Consider the following 20,584-nt stretch of genomic DNA (forward strand, 5'->3'; position numbering starts at 1 on the left):
ATCCTCACGGGTTGTCAGTGGCCTGCTGCAGCGCGGCCTGCTCTGCGCGGCGTGAAGCGATTTTCACAAACGGCAGATAGATAATCACCGCCGTCACAATGCAGATGAGCTGGGTGATCACCGCCCCCATCGAACCTGCCGTAGAGAGCCAGGCGTTGATCAGCGGCGGCGTCGTCCACGGCACCATCACCACCGCTTTACCGGCAAACCCGGTCACGGTGGCGAAGTAGCCGATGGAGCCCGTCACCAGTGGAGTGATAATGAAGGGAATGGCGAGGATCGGGTTAAGCATGATTGGCATACCGAAGATCACCGGCTCGTTGATATTAAAAATCCCCGGGCCGATGGAAAGCTTGGCGATCTCTTTCATCTCCTTGCGTTTGGTGGCAATCATCACCGCGATCAGCAGGCCGATAGTCAGGCCCGAACCGCCGATGCTCATATATACATCCCAGAACGGCATGGTGATGATGTTCGGCACCTCTTTACCCTGCTCAAACGCACTCATGTTGACGGTGATCGCCCCCAGCAGCAGCGGCTCGCGGATCGGCTTGATCATCTGGTTGCCGTGGATACCAATCACCCAGAAAAGCTGTGCAACGAACATCAGCAGCAGGATCCCAGGCAGACTTTGCACCACCCGCTCCAGCGGCTGTTGCACCACCTGATACACCGCGTCGTAGAGATACATCCCGGTGATCTGATGAAACACAAACCCCAGCGTGGCAATGGCAGTGGTGGTAATAATCGCCGGGATCAGCGCGGAGAACGACGCAGCCACGTTAGGCGGCACGGTGTCCGGCATTCGGATCTTCAGCCCCGGGCGGTTCTCCAGCCAGCAGTAGATTTCAACGGACAGAATGGCGATAAACATGCCGAGGAACAGGCTGCGGGTATCTGAGAACTGGCGCAGCAGCACATCTTTCACCACGTGCATTTCACCATCCACCAGCATCTCCACGGTGGTGGGCGTCACGCAAATAAAGCAGATCACCGCCAGCAACCCCGGGAAAAGGGATTTGATACCGTTGATGCGCCCCAACTCAATGCCAATCAGGAATACCGCGCCAATGTTAAGGAAGTTCAGCGTGGCGTAATTCAGCGCGCTGGTGATCGGCTTTAGCGCGGCGAGGAACGACAGCGACGAGAAGCTCGCCAGGCCGTTTTTCGGATCCAGCACCATATTGGAGATCAGCACAGAGAACGCCCCAACGATGATGACCGGCATTAAGGTAATGAAGGCTGACTTGATCGCCATGATATAGCGATAACTGTTGAATTTAGTGGCGAAACTGCCCAGAGCGTCGATCAGTTTTTCCTGCAATGCCATAGGGTATTACCTCAGTAAAAGGGCTTTTATTGAATAAGGTGTACAGCCGGATACTATTGGCATACCAAAAATAGCTTTATGAGGGTAATGGTTCTGTGATTAAGCTCTCAACACCACCAGCGGTATTCCAGATCGTGATTTATGACCAATTTGGCATACCAATTGCAGCAATTTCTTCGGTTCTGACAGATCGTTACTGAAAAGCGTGATCGTGATGGGCGTTTTGCCCTTCCCGCGTCGCTTATGCGCCGGATGGTCTGTGTTAAACTGCAGATCGTTACGTGGAATCAGGAATGTCTAATGGCAACAATGCTGGATGTCTCACTGCGCGCAGGTGTATCAAAAGCCACGGTATCGCGCGTGCTGAACGGCACAGGTCAGGTCAAAGAGAGCACGCGTCAGCAGGTGTTCGCGGCAATGGAAGAGCTGGGGTATCGCCCGAATTTTCTCGCGCGTTCGCTGGCTAACCAGACCAGCAACAGCATTGGTCTGGTGGTCTCAACCTTCGATGGCTTTTACTTTGGCCGCCTCCTTCAGCAGGCCTCCCGGCAGACCGAAACGCACGGGAAGCAGCTGATCGTCACCGATGGTCATGACGCGCCGGAACAGGAAGAACAGGCGGTACAGATGCTGGCCGATCGCAAGTGTGACGCCATTGTGCTCTACACGCGGTACATGAGCGAAAAAGCGATCATGAAGTTGATCCACTCCGTGCAAACCCCGCTGGTGGTCATCAACCGGGAAGTCAGCCAGGCTCCCGATCGCTGCGTCTTCTTCGAACAGCAGGATGCCGCCTTTAAGGCCGTGGATTACCTGATAAACCAGGGCCACCGGGAGATCGCCTGTATTACCGTCCCCATCCACACCCCTACCGGTAAAGCCCGCCTGATGGGCTACCGTAAGGCGCTGGAAAAGCACGGCATTCGTCTGGATGAGCGCCGGATTAAGTACGGCGATGCGGGCATGACGCGGGGGTATGAGCTATGCAGGGAGTTGATTGCCGACGGTGTGCCGTTTAGCGCCCTGTTTGCCTGTAACGATGATATGGCGCTGGGAGCCTCCAAAGCCTTGCACCAGGCAGGGCTGAAGATCCCGCAGGATATTTCACTGTTTGGCTTTGACGATGCGCCCAGCGCAAAATGGCTGGAGCCTGCGCTCTCATCGGTCTATCTGCCGATAGATAATATGATTGTCACGGCCATCGACCAGGCGATCCGGCTGGCAAAAAACCAGCCGGTAGAAGCGATCCCGCCGTTTACCGGTACGCTGGTACTACGCGACTCGGTAACCACGGGGCCATATTTTACTCAGACGAGTTCCAGCGCCAGCAGCTCCTGAATGGTCTGGCGGCGACGGATCAGCCGCGCCTTGCCGTTATCAAACAGCACTTCCGGCAGCAGCGGGCGGCTATTGTAGTTAGAAGACATCGACGCCCCATAAGCGCCGGTATCGTGCAGCACCAGATAATCCCCGGGTTTCACCTCCGGCAGCGCGCGAGTTTCAACTTTACCCCCTTCCTGCTGGGTAAAGACATCGCCCGATTCACACAGCGGGCCTGCGACAACCGTATCAATACGTGGGGCGTCGGTTAAATCGCGGCCATCGGCGGCGAGCGCTGAAATATGGTGGTAGCTGCCATACATGGACGGACGCATCAGGTCATTAAAGCCCGCATCAATCAGTACGAAGTGGCGCGATCCCATCTCTTTCACGCTACGCACCTGAGCAACCAGCACGCCAGATTCCGCCACCAGGAAACGACCCGGTTCAATTTCGAGCTTCACCGGATGTCCCACATGCGCGGCCACTTTGTCGCGGGCGGCGCTCCACAGGCCGTAATAGTGATCGGTATCGATCGCCTCTTCCCCTTCACGATAAGGAATCGAGAGGCCACCACCGGCGGAGATCGCCTCCAGATCCTGCCCAAAGTCGATAACCTGACGCACCATCGCGCCGCACACCTGTTCCAGGTGACCGTAATCCACGCCCGAACCAATGTGCATATGAATGCCCACCAGCTTCAGGTTGTAACGCTGTAATACCTCCAGGGCGGCTGGCATATCGGCATACCAGATGCCGTGTTTACTGTTTTCACCGCCAGTGTTGGTTTTCTGGCTGTGACCATGGCCAAAACCGGGGTTCACACGTAGCCAGACGCGGTGGCCGGGGGAAACCTGTCCAAGCTGTTCCAGCATATCCACAGACCCGGCATTAACCGGGATCTGCAGTTCATGCACGCGGGCAAGCGTCGCGTCGTCGATCAGATCCGCAGTAAAGACAATTGCGTCAGGATCGGTTTTAGGATCGAAGCCAGCCGCCAGCGCGCGCTCGATTTCCCCCAGCGACACGGAGTCAACCTTCACGCCCTGCTCGCGCATCAGGCGCAGGATATGGATATTGGAGCACGCCTTCTGGGCAAAACGCACCACGTCAAACTGATGCAGCGCGGCAATCTTCTCGCGAACGATTTGCGCATCGTAGACCCATACCGGGCAGCCAAACTCGGCAGGCAGGCGCAGCAGGTTATCGGCATTTAAATCGGTGTCAGTCTGGTTAAGCGGGCGTGGCATGGTCTTCTCCGGGTGGTCATCTTTTTTATGATTACGCCACAGCAGAAAGAGAATAAAAAATATCGTTTTATCGCGAGTCTATGCAAAAATGATATGGACAGTCCTTCGCTTTCAGGTGCCCTATGCCCGCCGTCAACTTACGCCATATTGAGATTTTTCACGCCGTGATGACCGCCGGCAACCTCACCGAAGCCGCGCAGATGCTGCACACCTCGCAGCCTACGGTAAGCCGCGAGCTGGCACGGTTCGAGAAAGTGCTGGGACTGAAACTGTTTGAACGCACCCGGGGCCGGCTGCACCCAACGGTACAAGGGCTGCGTCTGTTCGAGGAAGTGCAGCGCTCGTGGTATGGGCTGGACAGAATTGTCAGTGCGGCGGAAAGCCTGCGCGAGTTTCGTCAGGGCGAACTGTCGATTGTCTGCCTGCCCGTCTTTTCACAATCCTTTTTACCGACGCTGCTGCAGCCTTTTCTGGCCCGCTATCCGGAGGTCAGTCTCACTATCGTGCCGCAGGAATCTCCGCTGCTGGAAGAGTGGCTTTCAGCGCAGCGTCACGACCTGGGGTTAACCGAAACCCTCACCACCCCTGCAGGTACGGAGCGCACGGAACTGCTCACGCTGGATGAGGTTTGCGTGCTTCCTGCCGGGCACCGGCTTGCCAGTAAAGCAATGCTGACCCCCGCTGATTTCCACGGGGAAAATTACATTAGCCTGTCGCAGACCGACAGCTACCGACAACTGCTGGACACGCTGTTTGCCGAACATCAGGTAAAACGCCGGATGGTGGTGGAAACGCACAGCGCGGCCTCAATATGCGCGATGGTACGTGCCGGGGTAGGCGTAGCCGTGGTTAACCCGCTTACAGCGCTGGACTACGCCGGGAGCGAGATTGTGATTCGCCCGTTTAGCCTCTCCGTCCCGTTTACCGTCAGCCTGATCCGCCCCCTGCATCGCCCGGCGTCGGCACTGGTTGATGCCTTTACCGGGCATTTAGTTGAGCATGCGCGTGAGGTGGCGCTTCGCTTACCTGACCGGCAAAATCCGTTATGACAGCATAAACTCCACCGCATCGGCAGCGTGAATGGCGGCAGTGTCGAATACCGGGATCGGGCTTCGCTCAGCCGGTACCAGCAGGCCGATCTCGGTACAGCCGAAGATCACCCCTTCTGCCCCCTGCCGGGCAAGTTGTTCAATCACGCTGACGTAATACGCCCGGGAAGACTCACTGAAGGTGCCGAGGCAAAGCTCATCAAAAATAATCTGATTAATGCGCGCCCGGTCGGCGTCATCCGGGATCAGGCTTTCGATACCGAACTCACTGCTCAACCGGCCACGGTAAAAATCCTGCTCCATGGTGTAGCGCGTTCCCAGCAGCGCCACGCGACGCATCCCCGCCGCGCCAATCGCGCGCCCTGTTGCATCCGCAATATGCAAAAACGGCAGCGGGCAACGCGCTTCAATGTGCGAAGCGACTTTATGCATCGTGTTGGTACAGAGCAAAATCCCTTCGGCACCGGCACGCTGAAGCCCGAGTGCCGCCTGCGCCAGTATCTCTCCGGCTTTGTCCCATTCACCGCTCGACTGGCACGCTTCAATCTCATGGAAGTCCACGCTGTGCAGCAGCAGACTGGCAGAATGCAGTCCCCCGAGGCGCTGCTTCACCCCTTCATTAATTAAACGATAGTAGGGAATGGTCGATTCCCAGCTCATGCCACCCAGCAGGCCGATTGTTTTCATTATCCCTCCTTCTCTGTTTATCTCAGTGAAGCAAACTTGTGATCGCGTTTCCAGTTCTTTGTCGCGCCGTTTCTTTTTAAAAAGAGGTGATATAAATTAAATGAAACAATATTTCATTTTATGATGAGGGAAGGCATGTTTATTTTCCACAACGAGACCACGCTTGACGATCTGGGTAACGGCGTAACCCGTCGGATCCTGGCCCATAGCGGTAAGATGATGGCGGTTGAAGTGAATTTCGCCCAGGGCGCGATTGGCCCGATGCATAGCCATCCGCATGAACAGCTAACCTATGTGCTGTCCGGTGAGTTCGAATTCACCATTGGTGAAGAGAAGCATATCGTCAGGGCCGGCGATACGCTCTACAAAGCGCCACACGTCATGCACGGCTGCGTATGTCTTCAACCCGGCACCCTGCTGGATACCTTTACCCCCGTACGGGAAGATTTTCTACAATAAAAAAGGGCGCTGATTTCAGCGCCCTTTTTCTCTGCGTCAGTTATTCCGCTACCGGCTCTGGCAGCGGGTTACGGCTAAGCATTGCTTCACGAAGCAATACGCTACCGCAGGCGAACAGCCCACCCAGGATCCCCGCCAGCATGACAATCAGCGCTTTCCCCGGGCCATCTTTTTTCACCGGCATGGAAGGCGAAAGCTGATATTTGAAGGGTTCCAGTTTAACGTCTTCAACGGAGAGTTTTTTCAGCTGCGCCAGATAATATTCACGGTTCTGGAAGTCTGCATTCAGCTCAGACACATCCTTAAGATTTTTCTCAATCTGCAATTTCTGCGCGATACCGTCAGCGCCGAGGGCAACGGAGTAATCCGGATCGTCTTTTACGGCCTGTCCGTTGCTGTAGACAGGTTTCTTAATGCCCGCCGCGTTAGCCACTTCCAGCGAATAGTTAAGACGCTGCAGATTGGTGTTGTGAATATTGGTCAGACGCACCCGATCCAGATCCAGCTGCTGCTCTACCACCTTCGTTTTCAGGGCTAGCTGGTTACGGATATTCAGCATGATCTCTTGCTCGACAATCGCGGCAATATACTTGATATACCCTTCCAGAACGGTTTGCGCATCTCCCGCCGTGGGGGCGGTAAAGCTGAGCGTCCAGGAGACGTAAGGCGCTTTATCCGCGTCTTTTACCTGAGTGTTATCAATCGCTTTCATCTTCTCAGAGATATTGACCACCGCACGATGCAGCTCCAGCGGATCCACGTTTGTCCCCTCAAGCTGTGACATAACGTAAGGGGAGGATTTCATATACTCTTCAAGCAATGACTGCGACTGAAACTTTTTGATAAACAGTCCAAACACTTCATCACGGGACACTTTTACGTCCACATCCAAAACCTGGAGTGCCACCATCATCTGGCGCAGCGGGTTCCACTGCGTCTGTTCGGCAGGCGTGATCACCGCTTTACTGGTCCATTTCTGCGGCAGTAAAAAGGCAATCGCCAGTCCGGCCAGCGCAAACGCGAACGCAATTGCGATGATGCGTTTTTTGGCGGCAAGCAGGATGTCTAACAGCCCCAAAAGGTCGATTTCTTTAGTGCTGACAGCCGGGGTGGCATAAGAAGGAAAATCGAGGTCCGTGTTTTTTTTGAAATCCATCGCTGACATAGACGTTCTTCTGTTAAGAGTGCAGGTAATTTCTGCCTCGTGAGTTCAAGTGGTCCGATGATACAAGAAAGTAAGAATAATCTGAACGCGATATTGATCTATCTGTGTACTGGCTATCAAAGTTGGTAGTTAGTACCTTTCCGGTATTATTGTTATTAATCATCCGCTTTTCTTTCTGCTTACATGCAAGACCTGCCTTGATCGCCAGAAATAGCGGCAAAATGCCACCCTCCTCACTTTATTGAAACAGCGTTTCGATGCTGATCACATTTCCATCATTAAGCGAATGACGCGGGAAAAAATAGCCATAATATAAAATAAAACACTGTTTTATTATTCGAAAACTACGGTTCGGATGTCCTGAAACTCATACCGTCATTTCACCCACTGATTGCCAGGTAGGTCTGTATGAATGAAAACAAGCTGCTGGGGCTCGCATGGATATCACCCTACATAATTGGGTTGATACTCTTTACGGCTTTCCCCTTCGTCTCATCGTTTTTCCTCAGTTTTACGGATTACGATTTGATGAGCCCACCGGTGTTTAACGGCATCGAAAACTATCGCTATATGTTTACCGAAGACACGCTCTTCTGGACATCAATGGGTGTCACGTTCGCGTATGTATTTTTGACCATTCCGCTGAAGCTCGCGTTTGCATTAGGGATTGCGTTTGTTCTCAACTTCAAATTACGCGGGATCGGCTTTTTCCGTACCGCTTACTATATTCCGTCGATCCTCGGCAGCTCCGTGGCGATTGCTGTCTTGTGGCGCGCCTTATTTGCGATAGATGGTCTGCTGAACAGCTTTATTGGCGTATTTGGCTTCGACCCGGTGAACTGGCTGGGTGAGCCCTCTCTGGCGCTGATGTCCGTGACCCTGCTGCGCGTCTGGCAGTTCGGCTCCGCGATGGTCATCTTCCTGGCGGCGCTGCAAAACGTTCCGCAGTCTCAGTATGAAGCGGCAATGATCGACGGCGCGTCCAGATGGCAAATGTTCATGAAAGTGACCGTGCCGCTGATTACGCCGGTGATTTTCTTCAACTTCATCATGCAAACCACTCAGGCATTCCAGGAATTTACCGGGCCGTACGTCATTACCGGCGGCGGGCCAACCTACTCGACCTATCTGTTCTCGCTCTACATCTACGACACGGCGTTCAAATATTTCGATATGGGTTATGGCGCGGCGCTGGCGTGGATCCTGTTCCTGGTGGTGGCCGTCTTTGCCGGTATCGCCTTTAAGTCGTCGAAATACTGGGTGTTCTACTCCGCCGATAAAGGAGGCAAAAATGGCTGATATTCAACACCTTTCCACGGCAAGAAGCGTCGCCGAACGCGAGGTTGCACGTACGCAGCGCAGAGAGAAAATCAACGCCACCGTTCGCTATACGATCCTGCTGTTTGTCGGCCTGCTGATGCTCTACCCGCTGGTGTGGATGTTCTCAGCGTCGTTCAAACCGAACCACGAGATCTTCACTACCCTGAGCCTGTGGCCGGCACATGCCACCTGGGACGGGTTTATCAACGGCTGGAAGACCGGGACCGAGTACACCTTCGGCCATTACATGCTGAACACCTTTAAGTACGTGATCCCCAAAGTGATCCTGACCGTTATCTCCTCCACCATTGTGGCGTATGGTTTTGCCCGCTTTGAGATCCCGTGGAAAAAATTCTGGTTCGCCACGCTCATCACTACCATGCTGCTGCCCAGCACCGTGCTGTTGATTCCGCAGTACCTGATGTTCCGTGAAATGGGCATGTTGAACAGCTACATGCCGCTGTACCTGCCGCTGGCCTTCGCCACGCAGGGGTTCTTCGTCTTTATGCTGATCCAGTTCCTGCGCGGCGTGCCGCGTGACATGGAAGAGGCGGCGCAAATCGACGGCTGTAACTCCCTTCAGGTGCTGTGGTACGTGGTGGTGCCGATCCTGAAACCGGCCATTATCTCCGTCGCCCTGTTCCAGTTCATGTGGTCAATGAATGACTTTATCGGGCCGCTGATTTACGTCTACAGCGTGGATAAATACCCGATTGCACTGGCGCTGAAAATGTCCATCGACGTTACCGAAGGTGCGCCGTGGAACGAAATTCTGGCAATGGCGAGCATCTCCATTCTGCCATCCATCATTGTGTTCTTCCTGGCCCAACGCTACTTCGTGCAGGGCGTCTCCAGCAGCGGAATTAAAGGTTAAGAGGGTAATATCATGGCTGAAGTTGTCTTCAATAAACTGGAAAAGGTTTACTCCAACGGCTTCAAAGCCGTACATGCTATCGACCTGAAGATCGCCGAGGGGGAGTTTATGGTGATCGTCGGTCCATCCGGCTGTGCCAAGTCCACCACCCTTCGCATGCTGGCGGGGCTGGAAACCATCAGCGGCGGTGAAGTGCGGATCGGCGATAAGATCGTGAACAACCTCGCACCGAAGGAGCGCGGCATTGCGATGGTGTTCCAGAACTACGCGCTCTACCCGCACATGACGGTGCGCGAAAATCTGGCCTTTGGTCTTAAGCTGAGCAAACTGCCGAAAGAGCAAATTGAGTCGCAGGTAAACGAAGCGGCCAAAATCCTGGAGCTGGAGTCGCTGCTTGACCGCCTGCCGCGTCAGCTTTCCGGTGGACAGGCCCAGCGCGTCGCGGTTGGCCGCGCGATTGTGAAAAAGCCGGACGTGTTTCTCTTTGACGAACCGCTGTCAAACCTTGATGCCAAGCTCCGTGCCTCGATGCGTATTCGTATTTCTGATCTGCATAAGCAGCTGAAGCAGTCCGGTAAACCGGCCACCACTGTCTACGTCACGCATGACCAGACCGAAGCGATGACCATGGGCGACCGTATCTGTGTAATGAAGCTGGGCCACATCATGCAGGTCGATACCCCGGATAATCTTTACCACAAGCCCAACAACATGTTCGTCGCAGGATTCATCGGTGCACCGGAGATGAACATTCGTAAAAGCCAGTTGGTGGAAAAAGCCGGGCAACTGCACATCACCCTCGGCAATGAAACCATGCCGCTCAATGCGCAAACGCAGGAAAAAGTCGCTGCTTACGCCGGTCAGGACGTGTTCTACGGCGTGCGCCCGGAATTTGTGTCGATCTCAGACTCGCCTTTCCCGGATGGGTGCAGCGGCGAAATGGTGCGCGTGGAGAACATGGGCCACGAATTCTTTGTGTACCTGAAGGTAGCAGACCACGAACTGACCGCCAGAATCCCTTCGGAAGAGGCTAAGCCGATGATTGCTAAAGGGCTTAACCGCAAAGTCTATTTCCGCTTCGACATGAATAAGTGCCATATTTTTGACGCAAAAACTGAACTGAACCTCTCTCTCTGATGGAGCAAGAAAAATGAAAAATGTGCTTTTAAGCGCAGCAATCTCCGCAACCCTGGGCCTTACTGCTTTGCCATCGATGGCGCAAACTACCGATTTACGTATGTCCTGGTGGGGCGGTAATGGCCGTCACCAGGTGACGCTGAAAGCGTTAGAAGAGTTCCATAAACAGAACCCGGACATTAACGTTAAGGCGGAATACACCGGCTGGGACGGCCATCTTTCCCGTCTGACCACCCAGATCGCAGGCGGCACAGAGCCGGATGTGATGCAAACCAACTGGAACTGGCTGCCGATCTTCTCGAAAACCGGCGACGGCTTTTACGATCTGAACAAAATGAAAGACGTGATAGATCTAAGCCAGTTTGATGCCAAAGAGCTCCAGTCCACAACGGTCAACGGCAAGCTGAACGGGATCCCAATTTCCGTGACCGCGCGCGTCTTCTACTTTAACGACGAAACGTGGAAAAAAGCGGGCATCGACTACCCAAAAACCTGGGACGAACTGATGGCCGCCGGTAAAACCTTCGAAAGCAAGCTCGGCAAGCAGTATTACCCTGTCATACTGGAACACCAAGACACGCTGGCGCTGCTGAATTCTTACATGGTTCAGAAATACAACATCCCTGCCGTGGACGAGAAAACCAAAAAATTCACCTACAGCAAGGCGCAATGGGTGGAGTTCTTCCAGACCTACAAAAAACTGATTGATAGCCATGTGATGCCGGACACCAAATACTATGCGTCGTTTGGCAAGAGCAACATGTATGAGATGAAGCCGTGGATCCAGGGGGAATGGGGCGGCACCTATATGTGGAACTCCACCATCAATAAATACTCCGATAACCTCAAGCCACCGGCAAAACTGGTGCTGGGCAGTTACCCGATGCTGCCGGGTGCCACGGATGCGGGCCTGTTCTTCAAACCGGCACAGATGCTGTCGATCGGTAAATCGACCAAAAACCCGGAAGCGGCGGCAAAGCTGATTAACTTCCTGCTGAACAGTAAAGAGGGCGTGGAGACGCTGGGCCTGGAGCGTGGCGTACCGCTGAGCAAAGTGGCGGTTCAGTACCTGACTGAAGCCGGTACCATTAAAGAAAACGACCCGTCGGTTGCAGGCCTGCGTCTGGCGCAGTCGCTGCCTGCAAAACTCAGCGTGTCACCTTACTTTGACGATCCGCAGATTGTGGCGCAGTTCGGCACCTCGCTGCAGTATATCGACTATGGTCAGAAATCGGTGGAAGAGACCGCTGCAGATTTCCAGCGTCAGGCTGAGCGTATTCTGAAGCGGGCGATGCGTTAATAGGCGACGCCTTACCGGGCCGACAAGGTATTGTAGGCCCGGTAAGCGAAGCGCCACCGGGCGATAACATTACACGCCAATATTACGTAGTTTCTCCCCGCTCATCAGCTTGCGTTCAATATGCTCCAGCGTCACGCCTTTGGTTTCAGGAATCAGCCAGAAGGTCACACCGATAAACACCACGTTCAGTACCGTGTAGAGCCAGAACGTTCCTGCTGCGCCAATGGCATCCAGCAGCGTCAGGAAGGTTGCGCCGATGATCATGTTCGACACCCAGTTGGTGGTGGTGGAACAGGTGATGCCAAAGTCGCGGCACTTCAGCGGCTGAATTTCAGAGCACAGGATCCACACCACCGGTGCGGCGCTCATGGCATACCCGGCGATACACATCATGGTCATCCCGACAGAGAGCCAGGAGAGACCGCTCGAGGCGGTGCCATTATCAAACTGCATCAGACAGTAACCGAGGATCAGCGTACCGAGCGCCATTACGCTAAAGCCAATCTTCAGCGCCGGTTTACGACCGGCTTTATCCACGGTAAATACCGCGATAAACGTGGCAAACATAAAAGTCAGCCCGACCACCAGCGTTGCAATCATCTGCTGTTCAGTGGTGGTGAATCCGGCCATTTTGAAGATACGCGGCGCGTAATACATGATGATGTTCATCCCGGTGAACTGCTGCATCGCCTGCAGCAGCATGCCAAGGAACACCGCGCGACGCACGTTGCGGTTGGCTTTAAACAGCGACCAGCCTCCCTGCTTCAGCTTCAGGCTTTCGCGGATCTCGTTCAGCTCTTCACGCGCTTTCTCTGAGGTATCACGCAGCATGCGCAGCACCTCTTCCGCTTCCACGTGACGACCTTTCTGCGCCAGCCAACGCGGGCTGTTCGGCAGGAAAATCACCAGCACAATCAGCAACAGCGCGGGCAGCGCCAGCACGCCCAGCATGGCGCGCCAGTTACCGCTGTAGCTGAAGTAAGTATCTGACAGAAACGCCAGTACGATACCCAGCGTGACCATCAACTGGTACATACTGATCATCTTGCCGCGCACGTTCTCGCTCGCCATCTCCGAGAGATACAGCGGCGCAGTGTAGGAGGCAATCCCGACCGCCACGCCCAGCAGGACGCGGGAGAGCAGCAGCACTTCCACGTTGGTGGCGAACGCAGAGCCAATGGAGCCAGCCACAAACAGAATTGCCCCAACCATCAGGCTATATTTGCGCCCGAGACGGAACGAGAGCCAGCCGTTGAACAGCGCGCCGATGGCCGCGCCAAGCATCATGCTGCTCACCACCCACTCCTGCAGGCGACTGCTCAGCGTAAAGTGATCGGTAATAAACGGTAATGCGCCAGCAATGACGCCGATATCCAGTCCAAATAACAAGCCAGCCACTGCCGCCGCAATGGAGACAAACTGGTTCATGCGGCGAGTATCGCGCAGCGCCGCGGGCATGAGGGTAGAGTCATTTATAGATGTCATAGTTTCCTGCCTGAACAGAGAAATTCGTTAAGTGAAATTACGAGATAGCGAAGAAAAGTGTCAGGCCTGAATTCGCGAAGATATGGATTATTTCGCTATGGCATGGCGATCTGTGATGGACATTACAATTTCAACTCGCGGTGAAATATCGCCATATTTTACTAATTGATTAATATTTAAGTAATAAAACTGTGATGCGCGTCATTTATGATTTTTTAGTATGGATTTTTCATCTTTGTCGATATGGATAATGACAATTTTTGAGCAAAAAAAACCTCCACCCGCAGGCAGAGGCTCTTTCGTCAGCGCGAATTAACGCGCCAGCCAGCCGCCATCAACCGCTACGGTATAACCGTTGATGTAGTCCGACGCCTTCGATGCCAGGAACACCACAGGCCCTTTCAGATCGTCCGGCAGCCCCCAACGTCCTGCAGGGATTCGGTCAAGGATTTCCGCGCTACGCTGCTCGTCCGCACGCAGCTGCTGGGTGTTGTTGGTCGCCATGTAGCCCGGGGCAATGGCGTTAACGTTGATATTGTGCTTCGCCCATTCGTTCGCCAGCAGACGGGTGACCCCCATCACTGCGCTTTTTGACGCGGTGTAAGACGGCACCCGGATGCCCCCCTGGAAGGAGAGCATGGAGGCGATATTGATAATCTTGCCGCCATTCCCCTGAGCGATGAAGTGTTTCGCCGCCGCCTGAGACATAAAGAACACGCTTTTGATATTCAGGTTCATCACGTCGTCCCAGTCGCGCTCGCTGAAGTTAATCGCGTCTTCACGGCGGATCAACCCGGCATTATTGACCAGAATATCGATATGACCGAATTCCGCCACGGCGCGATCCAGCAGGTCAGGAATGGCGTCGATTTTACGCAGATCCGCGGTCAGGCTCAGGAAACGGCGGCCCAGCGCGGTCACGCGCTCGATGGTTTCCGTAGGCTCGACGATGTTGATGCCCACGATATCGCAGCCCGCTTCTGCCAGCCCCAACGCCATGCCCTGGCCCAGACCGGTGTCACAACCGGAAACCACAGCCACTTTACCTTGCAGAGAGAATGCATCCAGAATCATGTTTGTTCCTTACTCTTTCGATGCCTGTCAGCAACAGGCAGATTTATGCTTAACTGCCCGCGACTAGCGCAGATCTTTTACCGCGACGTGGTCCATGTCATCAAAGACCTGGTTTTCACCGACCATTCCCCAGATGAAGGTATACGCCTTCGTCCCAACACCGGAGTGAATTGACCAGCTCGGAGAGATAACCGCCTGCTCGTTATGCATCACGATATGGCGTGTTTCCTGCGGTTGACCCATCATGTGGAATACGCAGGCATCCTCATCCATGTTGAAGTAGAAATAGACCTCCATACGGCGCTCGTGGGTATGGCACGGCATGGTGTTCCACAGGTTGCCCGGCGCAAGCTCGGTCAGCCCCATGCTGAGCTGGCAGGTCTCCAGCACATCCGGAACGAAGTATTTGTTGATGGTGCGACGGTTGCTGGTGAGGTTATCGCCCAGCGTCACCGGGGCTACGTCTGCCGGGGTAACTTTTTTGGTAGGACAGGTGGTGTGAGCCGGGGCGCAGTTGTAGTAAAACTTCGCTGGCGTGCTGCCGTCGACGCTGGCAAAAACCACCTCTTTCGCGCCCTTGCCGACATACAGCGCGTCGCGGTGACCAATTTCGTAGCACTGGCCGTCAACCGTAATGGTGCCCGGCCCGCCAATGTTAATCACGCCCAGTTCACGCCGTTCCAGGAAATAGCTCACGCCGAGCTGCTTACCCACTTCCCCACCCACGGAGACAGTTTTGGTCACCGGCATAATTCCGCCCACAATAATGCGGTCAATGTGGCTGTAGACCATGGTGTAGCGATCGGCTTCGAACACCTGCTCAACTAAAAATTCACTGCGCAGCCCCTGCGTGTCGAGGGTTTTGGCGTGCGCGCTGTGGATGCTTTGTCTGACGTCCACGATAACCTCCAGAATGGATCGTGCCCGAAGGCAGAAAATTAACGAAACGACGTTCCGTTTTAAGGATAAGCACAGTGTAAACGCCCATAATGGGGTTTTCAATTACATTTAAAACATCGTTTCATTTTTTGTGATTCTTTATACCAGAAATGGTGTTCCGATCACGGAAGCGTCAGGATTCGCCGCTTCATCTCCCTCAAACTGACAAACTGCGCGATAAGTCACACTAAATAAAACAGTGTTTTGATAATTTAACACCTACTTTTTAATCTTATTTTTATTGCCGAAAGGAGCGCATTATGGCTAAAGGTATGCGGGTCAAGCTGAACTACGAGATCGGCCGGGATCCGGATACAGGCGTGGAAGTCACGCGTCTGACCCCGCCTGAAGTAACCTGTCATCGCAATTACTTTTACCAGAAGTGCTTCTTTAATGACGGCAGTCATCTGCTGTTCGCCGGAGCGTTCGATGGTCACTGGAACTATTACCTGCTGGATCTGCAGAACGCCGAAGCCGTACAGCTGACAGAGGGCGCAGGCGATAACACCTTTGGCGGATTTCTCTCCCCGGACGATCGCGCCTTCTACTATGTGAAGAACGATCGCACGCTTATGGAGGTCTCTCTTGAGACACGGGCAGAGCGTGAAGTGTACCGCGTCCCGGATGACTGGGTCGGTTACGGCACCTGGGTGGCGAACAGCGACTGCACCAGCCTTGTGGGCATTGAAATTGCGAAACGCGACTGGACACCGCTGAACGACTGGCAAATTTTCCACGACTTCTTCCATAAAGGGCCACACTGCCGGCTGCTGCGCGTGGATCTGAAAACCGGCGAGAGCTCAATCATTCATGAAGAGAAGAAGTGGCTGGGGCATCCTATCTATCGTCCGTTTGATGACCATACGGTGGCGTTTTGTCACGAGGGACCACACGATCTGGTCGATGCCCGGATGTGGCTAGTCAACGAAGATGGCACCGACATACGTAAAGTCAAAACGCATGCACAAGGTGAAAGCTGTACCCACGAATTCTGGGTCCCGGATGGCTCCGCGCTGGTATACGTCTCGTATCTGAAAGGCCAGCAGGGTCGTTCCATCTGCCGCTTCGATCCACAAACCGGCGTGAATGAGACGATAATGCAGATGCCATCCTGTTCACATTTGATGAGTAATTTCGACGGCACGTTACTGGTGGGCGACGGTTCCGGCACACCGGTGGATGTGAAAGACACCCACGGTTACACCATCGATAACGATCCCTATCTCTACGCCTTTGACGTGGCCAAAAAGCGCTACTATCGCATCGCCCGTCATGACACCTCCTGGGCGACGGTAGAAAATAGCCGCCAGGTCACCCATCCGCATCCCTCCTTTACACCGGACGAGAAAGCGGTGCTATTCAGTTCCGATAAAGACGGTAAACCTGCCCTCTATATTGCGAAACTCCCCGCGCAACCGGATATGTTGTCTGCATGATTTAAAAATGTGTTTCTGTAACTGGCCTTGCCCTCCTTACGGAGGGCTTTTTTTGCTCTGATCGTTTTGCCCGGTGACGCTGCGCTCACCGGGCCTGGAGGGAAATATCAGAAGGAATACGCCACGCCTAAACGGAAGCGGGTCTGACGTTCATCGCTCTCTTTCACACCCACGTTACCCACCTCAACATACGGCGCCCAGTTTTTATCCCATTTATACGCCAGCTTCGCGTTATATTCGGTGGAATAATCTTTATTATTATTACGGACCATCCCTTCCGTACTTTTTGCATAAACATAATTCAGTTCGGTACGCCAGTCTCCCATAACCCAGCCGACCCAGGCATCACCACGGTTAACTTTGTCATCGTCTTTATTAGAGCTCGACGGATAACGGGTATATTCATAACGGTAACGCGCGGCCACGTAAAAGCCATTATCGAAACTGTATTGCAGGTGCAGGTTCGGTTTATAAATGGTACGACTGTCGTTACTCTCAAGCGTGAACGCGGGAGTCAGCGCAATATTCTCTGTCGCTTTCCAGCGCCAGCTAATTTGATCTTCATGACCGTTACCCACCACATCCGCAAAAGGCTGATCGGCCTTATCACCACCCGATTTCCATTTCGCTTCTACAGAAAAACCGACGCCATTCGCAAAGCGATGCGAGACTGAAACACGGTCTGCATTTGCGCCGTTGTCGATGTATTCATGACGCAGATCGACGGTCACCGCCTGCGCGGCGAAAGAAGTACCAATAAGAGAAGCTACAACCAGAGATTTGTTAAACATGACAAAAACCCTCAATTAAAATAACGTTTCATTTTTATGAAATGGCAGTTTATTTTTTAATAAACGCTATTTTAGTGAGCAAGATCGTAATTATTTGTTTCATTTTTTTCGGTACAAATCGGCGTGATACACGTCAACAAACAAGTGGGATTTAGGCGAAATTAATGGGGGGAGATCACGTCAGGCAGGAATAACGCGCATAAAAAAACCTCCCGATGGGAGGTTTTTTTATGAAGGAAGGGATTAACGTTCGATAGCCAGCGCTACTCCTTGCCCACCGCCGATACAGAGCGTGGCAATGCCTTTACGGGCGTTACGCTTTTTCATCTCGTGAACCAGCGATACCAGAATGCGGCAGCCGGAAGCACCGATGGGATGACCGAGCGCAATCGCACCGCCGTTGACATTCACCCGCAGCGGATCCCACTCCAGCATTTTGCCCACTGAGATCGCCTGCGCGGCAAAGGCCTCGTTGACTTCAATCAGATCCACATCGGAAAGCTGCCAGCCCGCGCGATCCAGGCAGCGGCGGGTCGCATACACCGGCGCGATCCCCATTAACGCCGGATCAACCCCCACGCTGGCAAACGCCTTAATCCGGGCCAGCACGGGGAGATCCAGTTCCTGCGCTTTGCTTTCGCTCATCATCATCACCGCCGCCGCACCGTCGTTAATCGAAGAGGCATTTCCCGCCGTGACCGACCCTTGCGTTTCAAAAGCAGGATTGAGCATGGCCAGCCCTTCTGCGCTGGCATCGGTTCGCGGCTGCTCATCGGTGTCGACGACAATCGTCTGACCGTTCTGACGCTGGGTGCACACCGGAACAATTTCATCGCGAAAACGCCCGGAATCAATCGCGGCACGCGCTTTCTGCTGCGAGCTCAACGCGTAAGCATCCTGCAGCTCACGGCTTATACCGTACTCACGCGCCAGGTTTTCCGCCGTCACGCCCATATGATAATCATTAAACGCGTCCCACAGCCCGTCATGCACCAGGCTGTCGAGCAACTGGCTGTTACCCAGCTGCGCGCCGGTGCGGCTGTCGGTGAGGACATGCGGCGCGCGGCTCATGTTCTCCTGCCCACCGGCAATGACCACATCCGCTTCACCACACTGGATGGCCTGCGTGGCAAGATGCAGCGCCTTTAACCCTGAGCCACAGACGTCGTTGATGGTGATTGCCGAGACGGTGTTGGGCAGGCCGCCTTTTAGCGCCGCCTGACGGGCAGGGTTTTGCCCGGCGCCGGCCGTCAGGACCTGTCCGAGGATCACCTCATCGACTTCATGTGCCGGGATCCCGCTGCGCTCCACCAGCGCTTTCACCACCACGCTACCCAGTTCAACAGCCGAGTGACGCGCCAGCGCTCCCTGAAAACAGCCGATAGCTGTACGCAACGCACCCACTATAACGACATCTTTCATCACCACCTCTGCGTTAAAGGACATGACGATAGTAGAGGATTGTTACTGGCATTTATCTTAATTGTTTAAAAATAGTGAGTTTAATCACAAGGATCAGCGTGCGTCCTGCAGATACTGCCGCAGCCAGCTTCCGGCGACGCCGGGAGGGGATCGTTTATTCCACAGCAGATCGATACCGATCGCGCGAGGCCAGCCAGGGACATTCAACTGCACCAGCGATTTCGCGGCGGCAAATTCTTCCACCAACGCACACGGCAACACGCACCAGCCAAATCCCTGCACCGCCATACTCAGCAGTAACAGGTAATTCGGTGCCGACCAGACCGGCCCCCGGGCGAGCGTTGCCTCGCGCTCAAGGTAGGTGCTGAGCCGCAGTTCCCGCCAGCCGTGCAGCTCATCGGCCTGCACTTCATGTTGCCCGGCCAGAGGATGCGTGGTCGCGACATAAATCGCCATCCGGGTTTGCATCGGCAGCCGGGTGACGCCGATATCGGTCGGGTAAGCGTCACGCGCCTCCGTCAGGCCAACCTGCGCCCTCTCCTTTTGCAGCAGATCGATGACGTCCTCTTCCTCGCCAATCAGGCACTCAAATTCCGTATGGGGAAAACGCTGGTCAAACTGGTTCATCAGATCTTCCAGCACGTCCGGGTTAAGCGTATCAGAGAGGACAAACGTCAGGCGCGCCTCCGTTTGCGCGGTCAACGATACCGCCAGTTCGTCCAGCCGCGTGCTGGCGGCGAGGATCGCCTGGACATAGCCCAGCACCTGCTCTCCCTGAGCGGTTAACACCGGCTGGCGCGCCGAACGGTCGAACAGATCAAAGCCGAGGTCAGCTTCAAGATTGGCAATCGAGGTGCTGATTGTTGACTGGCTTTTACGCAGCCGCCGTGCGGCAGCAGAGAAAGAGCCCGCTGCCACGGTTTCAACAAACGCGGTAAGGGCTTCAGGTGAGTAGCGCATAACCTATCTACTTTATCGATGGATACCATCTTTAATATATCACCTTTAGCGATAAAAATAGGCGCCATCAACGCCCATACCGGCGAATTAACGAGGTCGAAAGCTATGCAACATCAGGATGCACTCCAACGTAAACTGCCGGAGCGGATCTTCCACGCGGTCTGCTTTGAGGGGATTGCCACGGCGATCCTCGCCCCAACGGCAGCGTGGCTGATGCAGCGTTCTGTGGTGGAGATGGGTGGGTTGACCATTATCCTCGCCACCACGGCCATGCTCTGGAACATTATCTATAACTTCGGTTTCGACCGTTTCTGGCCTGTCCAGCGCGTAAAACGCACGGCAAAAGTCCGCGCGCTGCATGCCATGGGGTTCGAGTGTGGGTTTATCGTGATTGGCGTGTCGATTGTCGCTGCGGTTCTGGGCGTCACGCTGCTACAGGCATTCACGCTGGAAATAGGTTTCTTCCTGTTCTTCCTGCCCTACACCATGTTCTACAACTGGGCGTATGACACGTTACGTGAGAAATTCCTGAAGCGTCGTCAGCAGCGACGCGTCCTGGCGGGCTAACTCCCCCCTGGCCGGACGA

At 54.3% G+C, this 20,584-nt stretch carries 19 protein-coding genes; 9 read left to right on the forward strand and 10 right to left on the reverse strand.

Annotation, left to right across the window (positions count from 1 at the left end; genetic code table 11):
• Window positions 1-4: 4 nt before the first annotated feature.
• A complete protein-coding gene (locus tag AX755_RS02895; RefSeq protein WP_013098563.1) occupies window positions 5-1,330 on the reverse strand; it encodes a PTS sugar transporter subunit IIC in 1,326 nt (441 codons plus the stop codon).
• 300 nt (window positions 1,331-1,630) lie between these two features.
• Between AX755_RS02895 and AX755_RS02900 the strand changes: the two genes are divergently transcribed.
• A complete protein-coding gene (locus tag AX755_RS02900) occupies window positions 1,631-2,668 on the forward strand; it encodes a LacI family DNA-binding transcriptional regulator (protein ID WP_023620433.1) in 1,038 nt (345 codons plus the stop codon).
• Here the strand turns inward: AX755_RS02900 and lysA are convergent.
• Window positions 2,638-3,900: a diaminopimelate decarboxylase gene (gene lysA, locus AX755_RS02905; protein WP_040021662.1), complete on the reverse strand. Its 1,263-nt coding sequence runs from the start codon at window positions 3,898-3,900 to the stop codon at window positions 2,638-2,640. The two genes, AX755_RS02900 and lysA, sit on opposite strands and share 31 nt — an antisense overlap.
• Before the next feature lie 122 nt (window positions 3,901-4,022).
• Between lysA and AX755_RS02910 the strand changes: the two genes are divergently transcribed.
• Complete coding sequence (locus AX755_RS02910) at window positions 4,023-4,949, forward strand: LysR family transcriptional regulator (RefSeq protein WP_058650439.1); 927 nt, start codon at window positions 4,023-4,025, stop codon at window positions 4,947-4,949.
• Here the strand turns inward: AX755_RS02910 and AX755_RS02915 are convergent.
• Entirely contained in the window at window positions 4,944-5,636 is a 693-nt protein-coding gene (locus AX755_RS02915) for an aspartate/glutamate racemase (RefSeq protein ID WP_013098567.1), read from the reverse strand. The genes AX755_RS02910 and AX755_RS02915 overlap by 6 nt on opposite strands.
• A gap of 135 nt (window positions 5,637-5,771) precedes the next feature.
• Here AX755_RS02915 and AX755_RS02920 point away from each other — a divergent pair, with 135 nt between their 5' ends.
• The gene (locus AX755_RS02920) at window positions 5,772-6,095 is read left to right on the forward strand and encodes a cupin domain-containing protein (protein WP_013098568.1); all 324 of its coding nucleotides are present in this window, start codon (window positions 5,772-5,774) and stop codon (window positions 6,093-6,095) included.
• 40 nt (window positions 6,096-6,135) lie between these two features.
• Here the strand turns inward: AX755_RS02920 and wzz(fepE) are convergent, their stop codons facing one another.
• The gene (gene wzz(fepE), locus AX755_RS02925; RefSeq protein ID WP_013098569.1) at window positions 6,136-7,260 is read right to left on the reverse strand and encodes an LPS O-antigen length regulator Wzz(fepE); all 1,125 of its coding nucleotides are present in this window, start codon (window positions 7,258-7,260) and stop codon (window positions 6,136-6,138) included.
• A gap of 408 nt (window positions 7,261-7,668) precedes the next feature.
• Here wzz(fepE) and AX755_RS02930 point away from each other — a divergent pair, with 408 nt between their 5' ends.
• Genes AX755_RS02930 through AX755_RS02945 form a run of 4 tightly spaced genes read left to right on the forward strand, consistent with a single transcriptional unit; the run spans window position 7,669 to window position 11,891 of the window.
• Window positions 7,669-8,559, forward strand: a complete 891-nt coding sequence (locus tag AX755_RS02930; protein WP_013098570.1) for a carbohydrate ABC transporter permease — start codon at window positions 7,669-7,671, stop codon at window positions 8,557-8,559.
• Window positions 8,552-9,454, forward strand: coding sequence for a carbohydrate ABC transporter permease (locus AX755_RS02935; RefSeq protein ID WP_062856245.1), 903 nt, complete (start codon window positions 8,552-8,554; stop codon window positions 9,452-9,454). Before AX755_RS02930 ends, AX755_RS02935 begins: the two co-directional genes overlap by 8 nt.
• A 12-nt stretch (window positions 9,455-9,466) precedes the next feature.
• Window positions 9,467-10,591, forward strand: a complete 1,125-nt coding sequence (locus AX755_RS02940; RefSeq protein ID WP_023620437.1) for an ABC transporter ATP-binding protein — start codon at window positions 9,467-9,469, stop codon at window positions 10,589-10,591.
• Between the two features lie 13 nt (window positions 10,592-10,604).
• A complete protein-coding gene (locus tag AX755_RS02945) occupies window positions 10,605-11,891 on the forward strand; it encodes an ABC transporter substrate-binding protein (RefSeq protein WP_029883169.1) in 1,287 nt (428 codons plus the stop codon).
• Window positions 11,892-11,960: 69 nt separating this feature from the next.
• Here the strand turns inward: AX755_RS02945 and araE are convergent, their stop codons facing one another.
• The 3 genes from araE to kduI form a co-directional block, all read right to left on the reverse strand.
• Window positions 11,961-13,394, reverse strand: coding sequence for an arabinose-proton symporter AraE (araE, locus tag AX755_RS02950; RefSeq protein ID WP_286012102.1), 1,434 nt, complete (start codon window positions 13,392-13,394; stop codon window positions 11,961-11,963).
• 294 nt (window positions 13,395-13,688) lie between these two features.
• Complete coding sequence (kduD, locus tag AX755_RS02955; RefSeq protein ID WP_013098575.1) at window positions 13,689-14,450, reverse strand: 2-dehydro-3-deoxy-D-gluconate 5-dehydrogenase KduD; 762 nt, start codon at window positions 14,448-14,450, stop codon at window positions 13,689-13,691.
• A 63-nt stretch (window positions 14,451-14,513) separates the two neighbouring features.
• The gene (kduI, locus tag AX755_RS02960; protein WP_013098576.1) at window positions 14,514-15,350 is read right to left on the reverse strand and encodes a 5-dehydro-4-deoxy-D-glucuronate isomerase; all 837 of its coding nucleotides are present in this window, start codon (window positions 15,348-15,350) and stop codon (window positions 14,514-14,516) included.
• 299 nt (window positions 15,351-15,649) lie between these two features.
• On the opposite strand from kduI, the gene AX755_RS02965 reads away from it, so the two are divergent.
• On the forward strand, window positions 15,650-16,825 hold the full coding sequence (locus tag AX755_RS02965; RefSeq protein WP_029883167.1) for an oligogalacturonate lyase family protein: 1,176 nt from the start codon (window positions 15,650-15,652) through the stop codon (window positions 16,823-16,825).
• A gap of 107 nt (window positions 16,826-16,932) precedes the next feature.
• Here the strand turns inward: AX755_RS02965 and AX755_RS02970 are convergent, their stop codons facing one another.
• From AX755_RS02970 to AX755_RS02980, 3 genes are all read right to left on the reverse strand, one after another.
• Entirely contained in the window at window positions 16,933-17,616 is a 684-nt protein-coding gene (locus AX755_RS02970; RefSeq protein ID WP_020687115.1) for a porin, read from the reverse strand.
• Window positions 17,617-17,859: 243 nt separating this feature from the next.
• Window positions 17,860-19,038, reverse strand: a complete 1,179-nt coding sequence (locus tag AX755_RS02975; RefSeq protein WP_023620438.1) for an acetyl-CoA C-acetyltransferase — start codon at window positions 19,036-19,038, stop codon at window positions 17,860-17,862.
• Window positions 19,039-19,131: 93 nt separating this feature from the next.
• Window positions 19,132-19,998, reverse strand: coding sequence for a LysR family transcriptional regulator (locus AX755_RS02980; protein WP_013098580.1), 867 nt, complete (start codon window positions 19,996-19,998; stop codon window positions 19,132-19,134).
• A 105-nt stretch (window positions 19,999-20,103) separates the two neighbouring features.
• On the opposite strand from AX755_RS02980, the gene AX755_RS02985 reads away from it, so the two are divergent.
• Entirely contained in the window at window positions 20,104-20,565 is a 462-nt protein-coding gene (locus AX755_RS02985) for a multidrug/biocide efflux PACE transporter (RefSeq protein ID WP_062856246.1), read from the forward strand.
• Window positions 20,566-20,584: the final 19 nt, after the last annotated feature.

Origin of the sequence: Enterobacter sp. SENG-6 (assembly GCF_001605945.1) — a bacterium.
Classification (GTDB): Bacteria; Pseudomonadota; Gammaproteobacteria; order Enterobacterales; family Enterobacteriaceae; genus Enterobacter; species Enterobacter cloacae.

Bases quoted from the DNA above. Each gene is read 5' to 3' on its own strand.
- AX755_RS02895 (WP_013098563.1), bottom strand. From the start codon at position 1,330: ATGGCATTGCAGGAAAAACTGATCGACGCTCTGGGCAGTTTCGCCACT.
- AX755_RS02900 (WP_023620433.1), top strand. From the start codon at position 1,631: ATGGCAACAATGCTGGATGTCTCACTGCGCGCAGGTGTATCAAAAGCC.
- lysA (WP_040021662.1), bottom strand. From the start codon at position 3,900: ATGCCACGCCCGCTTAACCAGACTGACACCGATTTAAATGCCGATAAC.
- AX755_RS02910 (WP_058650439.1), top strand. From the start codon at position 4,023: ATGCCCGCCGTCAACTTACGCCATATTGAGATTTTTCACGCCGTGATG.
- AX755_RS02915 (WP_013098567.1), bottom strand. From the start codon at position 5,636: ATGAAAACAATCGGCCTGCTGGGTGGCATGAGCTGGGAATCGACCATT.
- AX755_RS02920 (WP_013098568.1), top strand. From the start codon at position 5,772: ATGTTTATTTTCCACAACGAGACCACGCTTGACGATCTGGGTAACGGC.
- AX755_RS02930 (WP_013098570.1), top strand. From the start codon at position 7,669: ATGAATGAAAACAAGCTGCTGGGGCTCGCATGGATATCACCCTACATA.
- AX755_RS02935 (WP_062856245.1), top strand. From the start codon at position 8,552: ATGGCTGATATTCAACACCTTTCCACGGCAAGAAGCGTCGCCGAACGC.
- AX755_RS02940 (WP_023620437.1), top strand. From the start codon at position 9,467: ATGGCTGAAGTTGTCTTCAATAAACTGGAAAAGGTTTACTCCAACGGC.
- AX755_RS02945 (WP_029883169.1), top strand. From the start codon at position 10,605: ATGAAAAATGTGCTTTTAAGCGCAGCAATCTCCGCAACCCTGGGCCTT.
- kduD (WP_013098575.1), bottom strand. From the start codon at position 14,450: ATGATTCTGGATGCATTCTCTCTGCAAGGTAAAGTGGCTGTGGTTTCC.
- AX755_RS02965 (WP_029883167.1), top strand. From the start codon at position 15,650: ATGGCTAAAGGTATGCGGGTCAAGCTGAACTACGAGATCGGCCGGGAT.
- AX755_RS02970 (WP_020687115.1), bottom strand. From the start codon at position 17,616: ATGTTTAACAAATCTCTGGTTGTAGCTTCTCTTATTGGTACTTCTTTC.
- AX755_RS02975 (WP_023620438.1), bottom strand. From the start codon at position 19,038: ATGAAAGATGTCGTTATAGTGGGTGCGTTGCGTACAGCTATCGGCTGT.
- AX755_RS02980 (WP_013098580.1), bottom strand. From the start codon at position 19,998: ATGCGCTACTCACCTGAAGCCCTTACCGCGTTTGTTGAAACCGTGGCA.
- AX755_RS02985 (WP_062856246.1), top strand. From the start codon at position 20,104: ATGCAACATCAGGATGCACTCCAACGTAAACTGCCGGAGCGGATCTTC.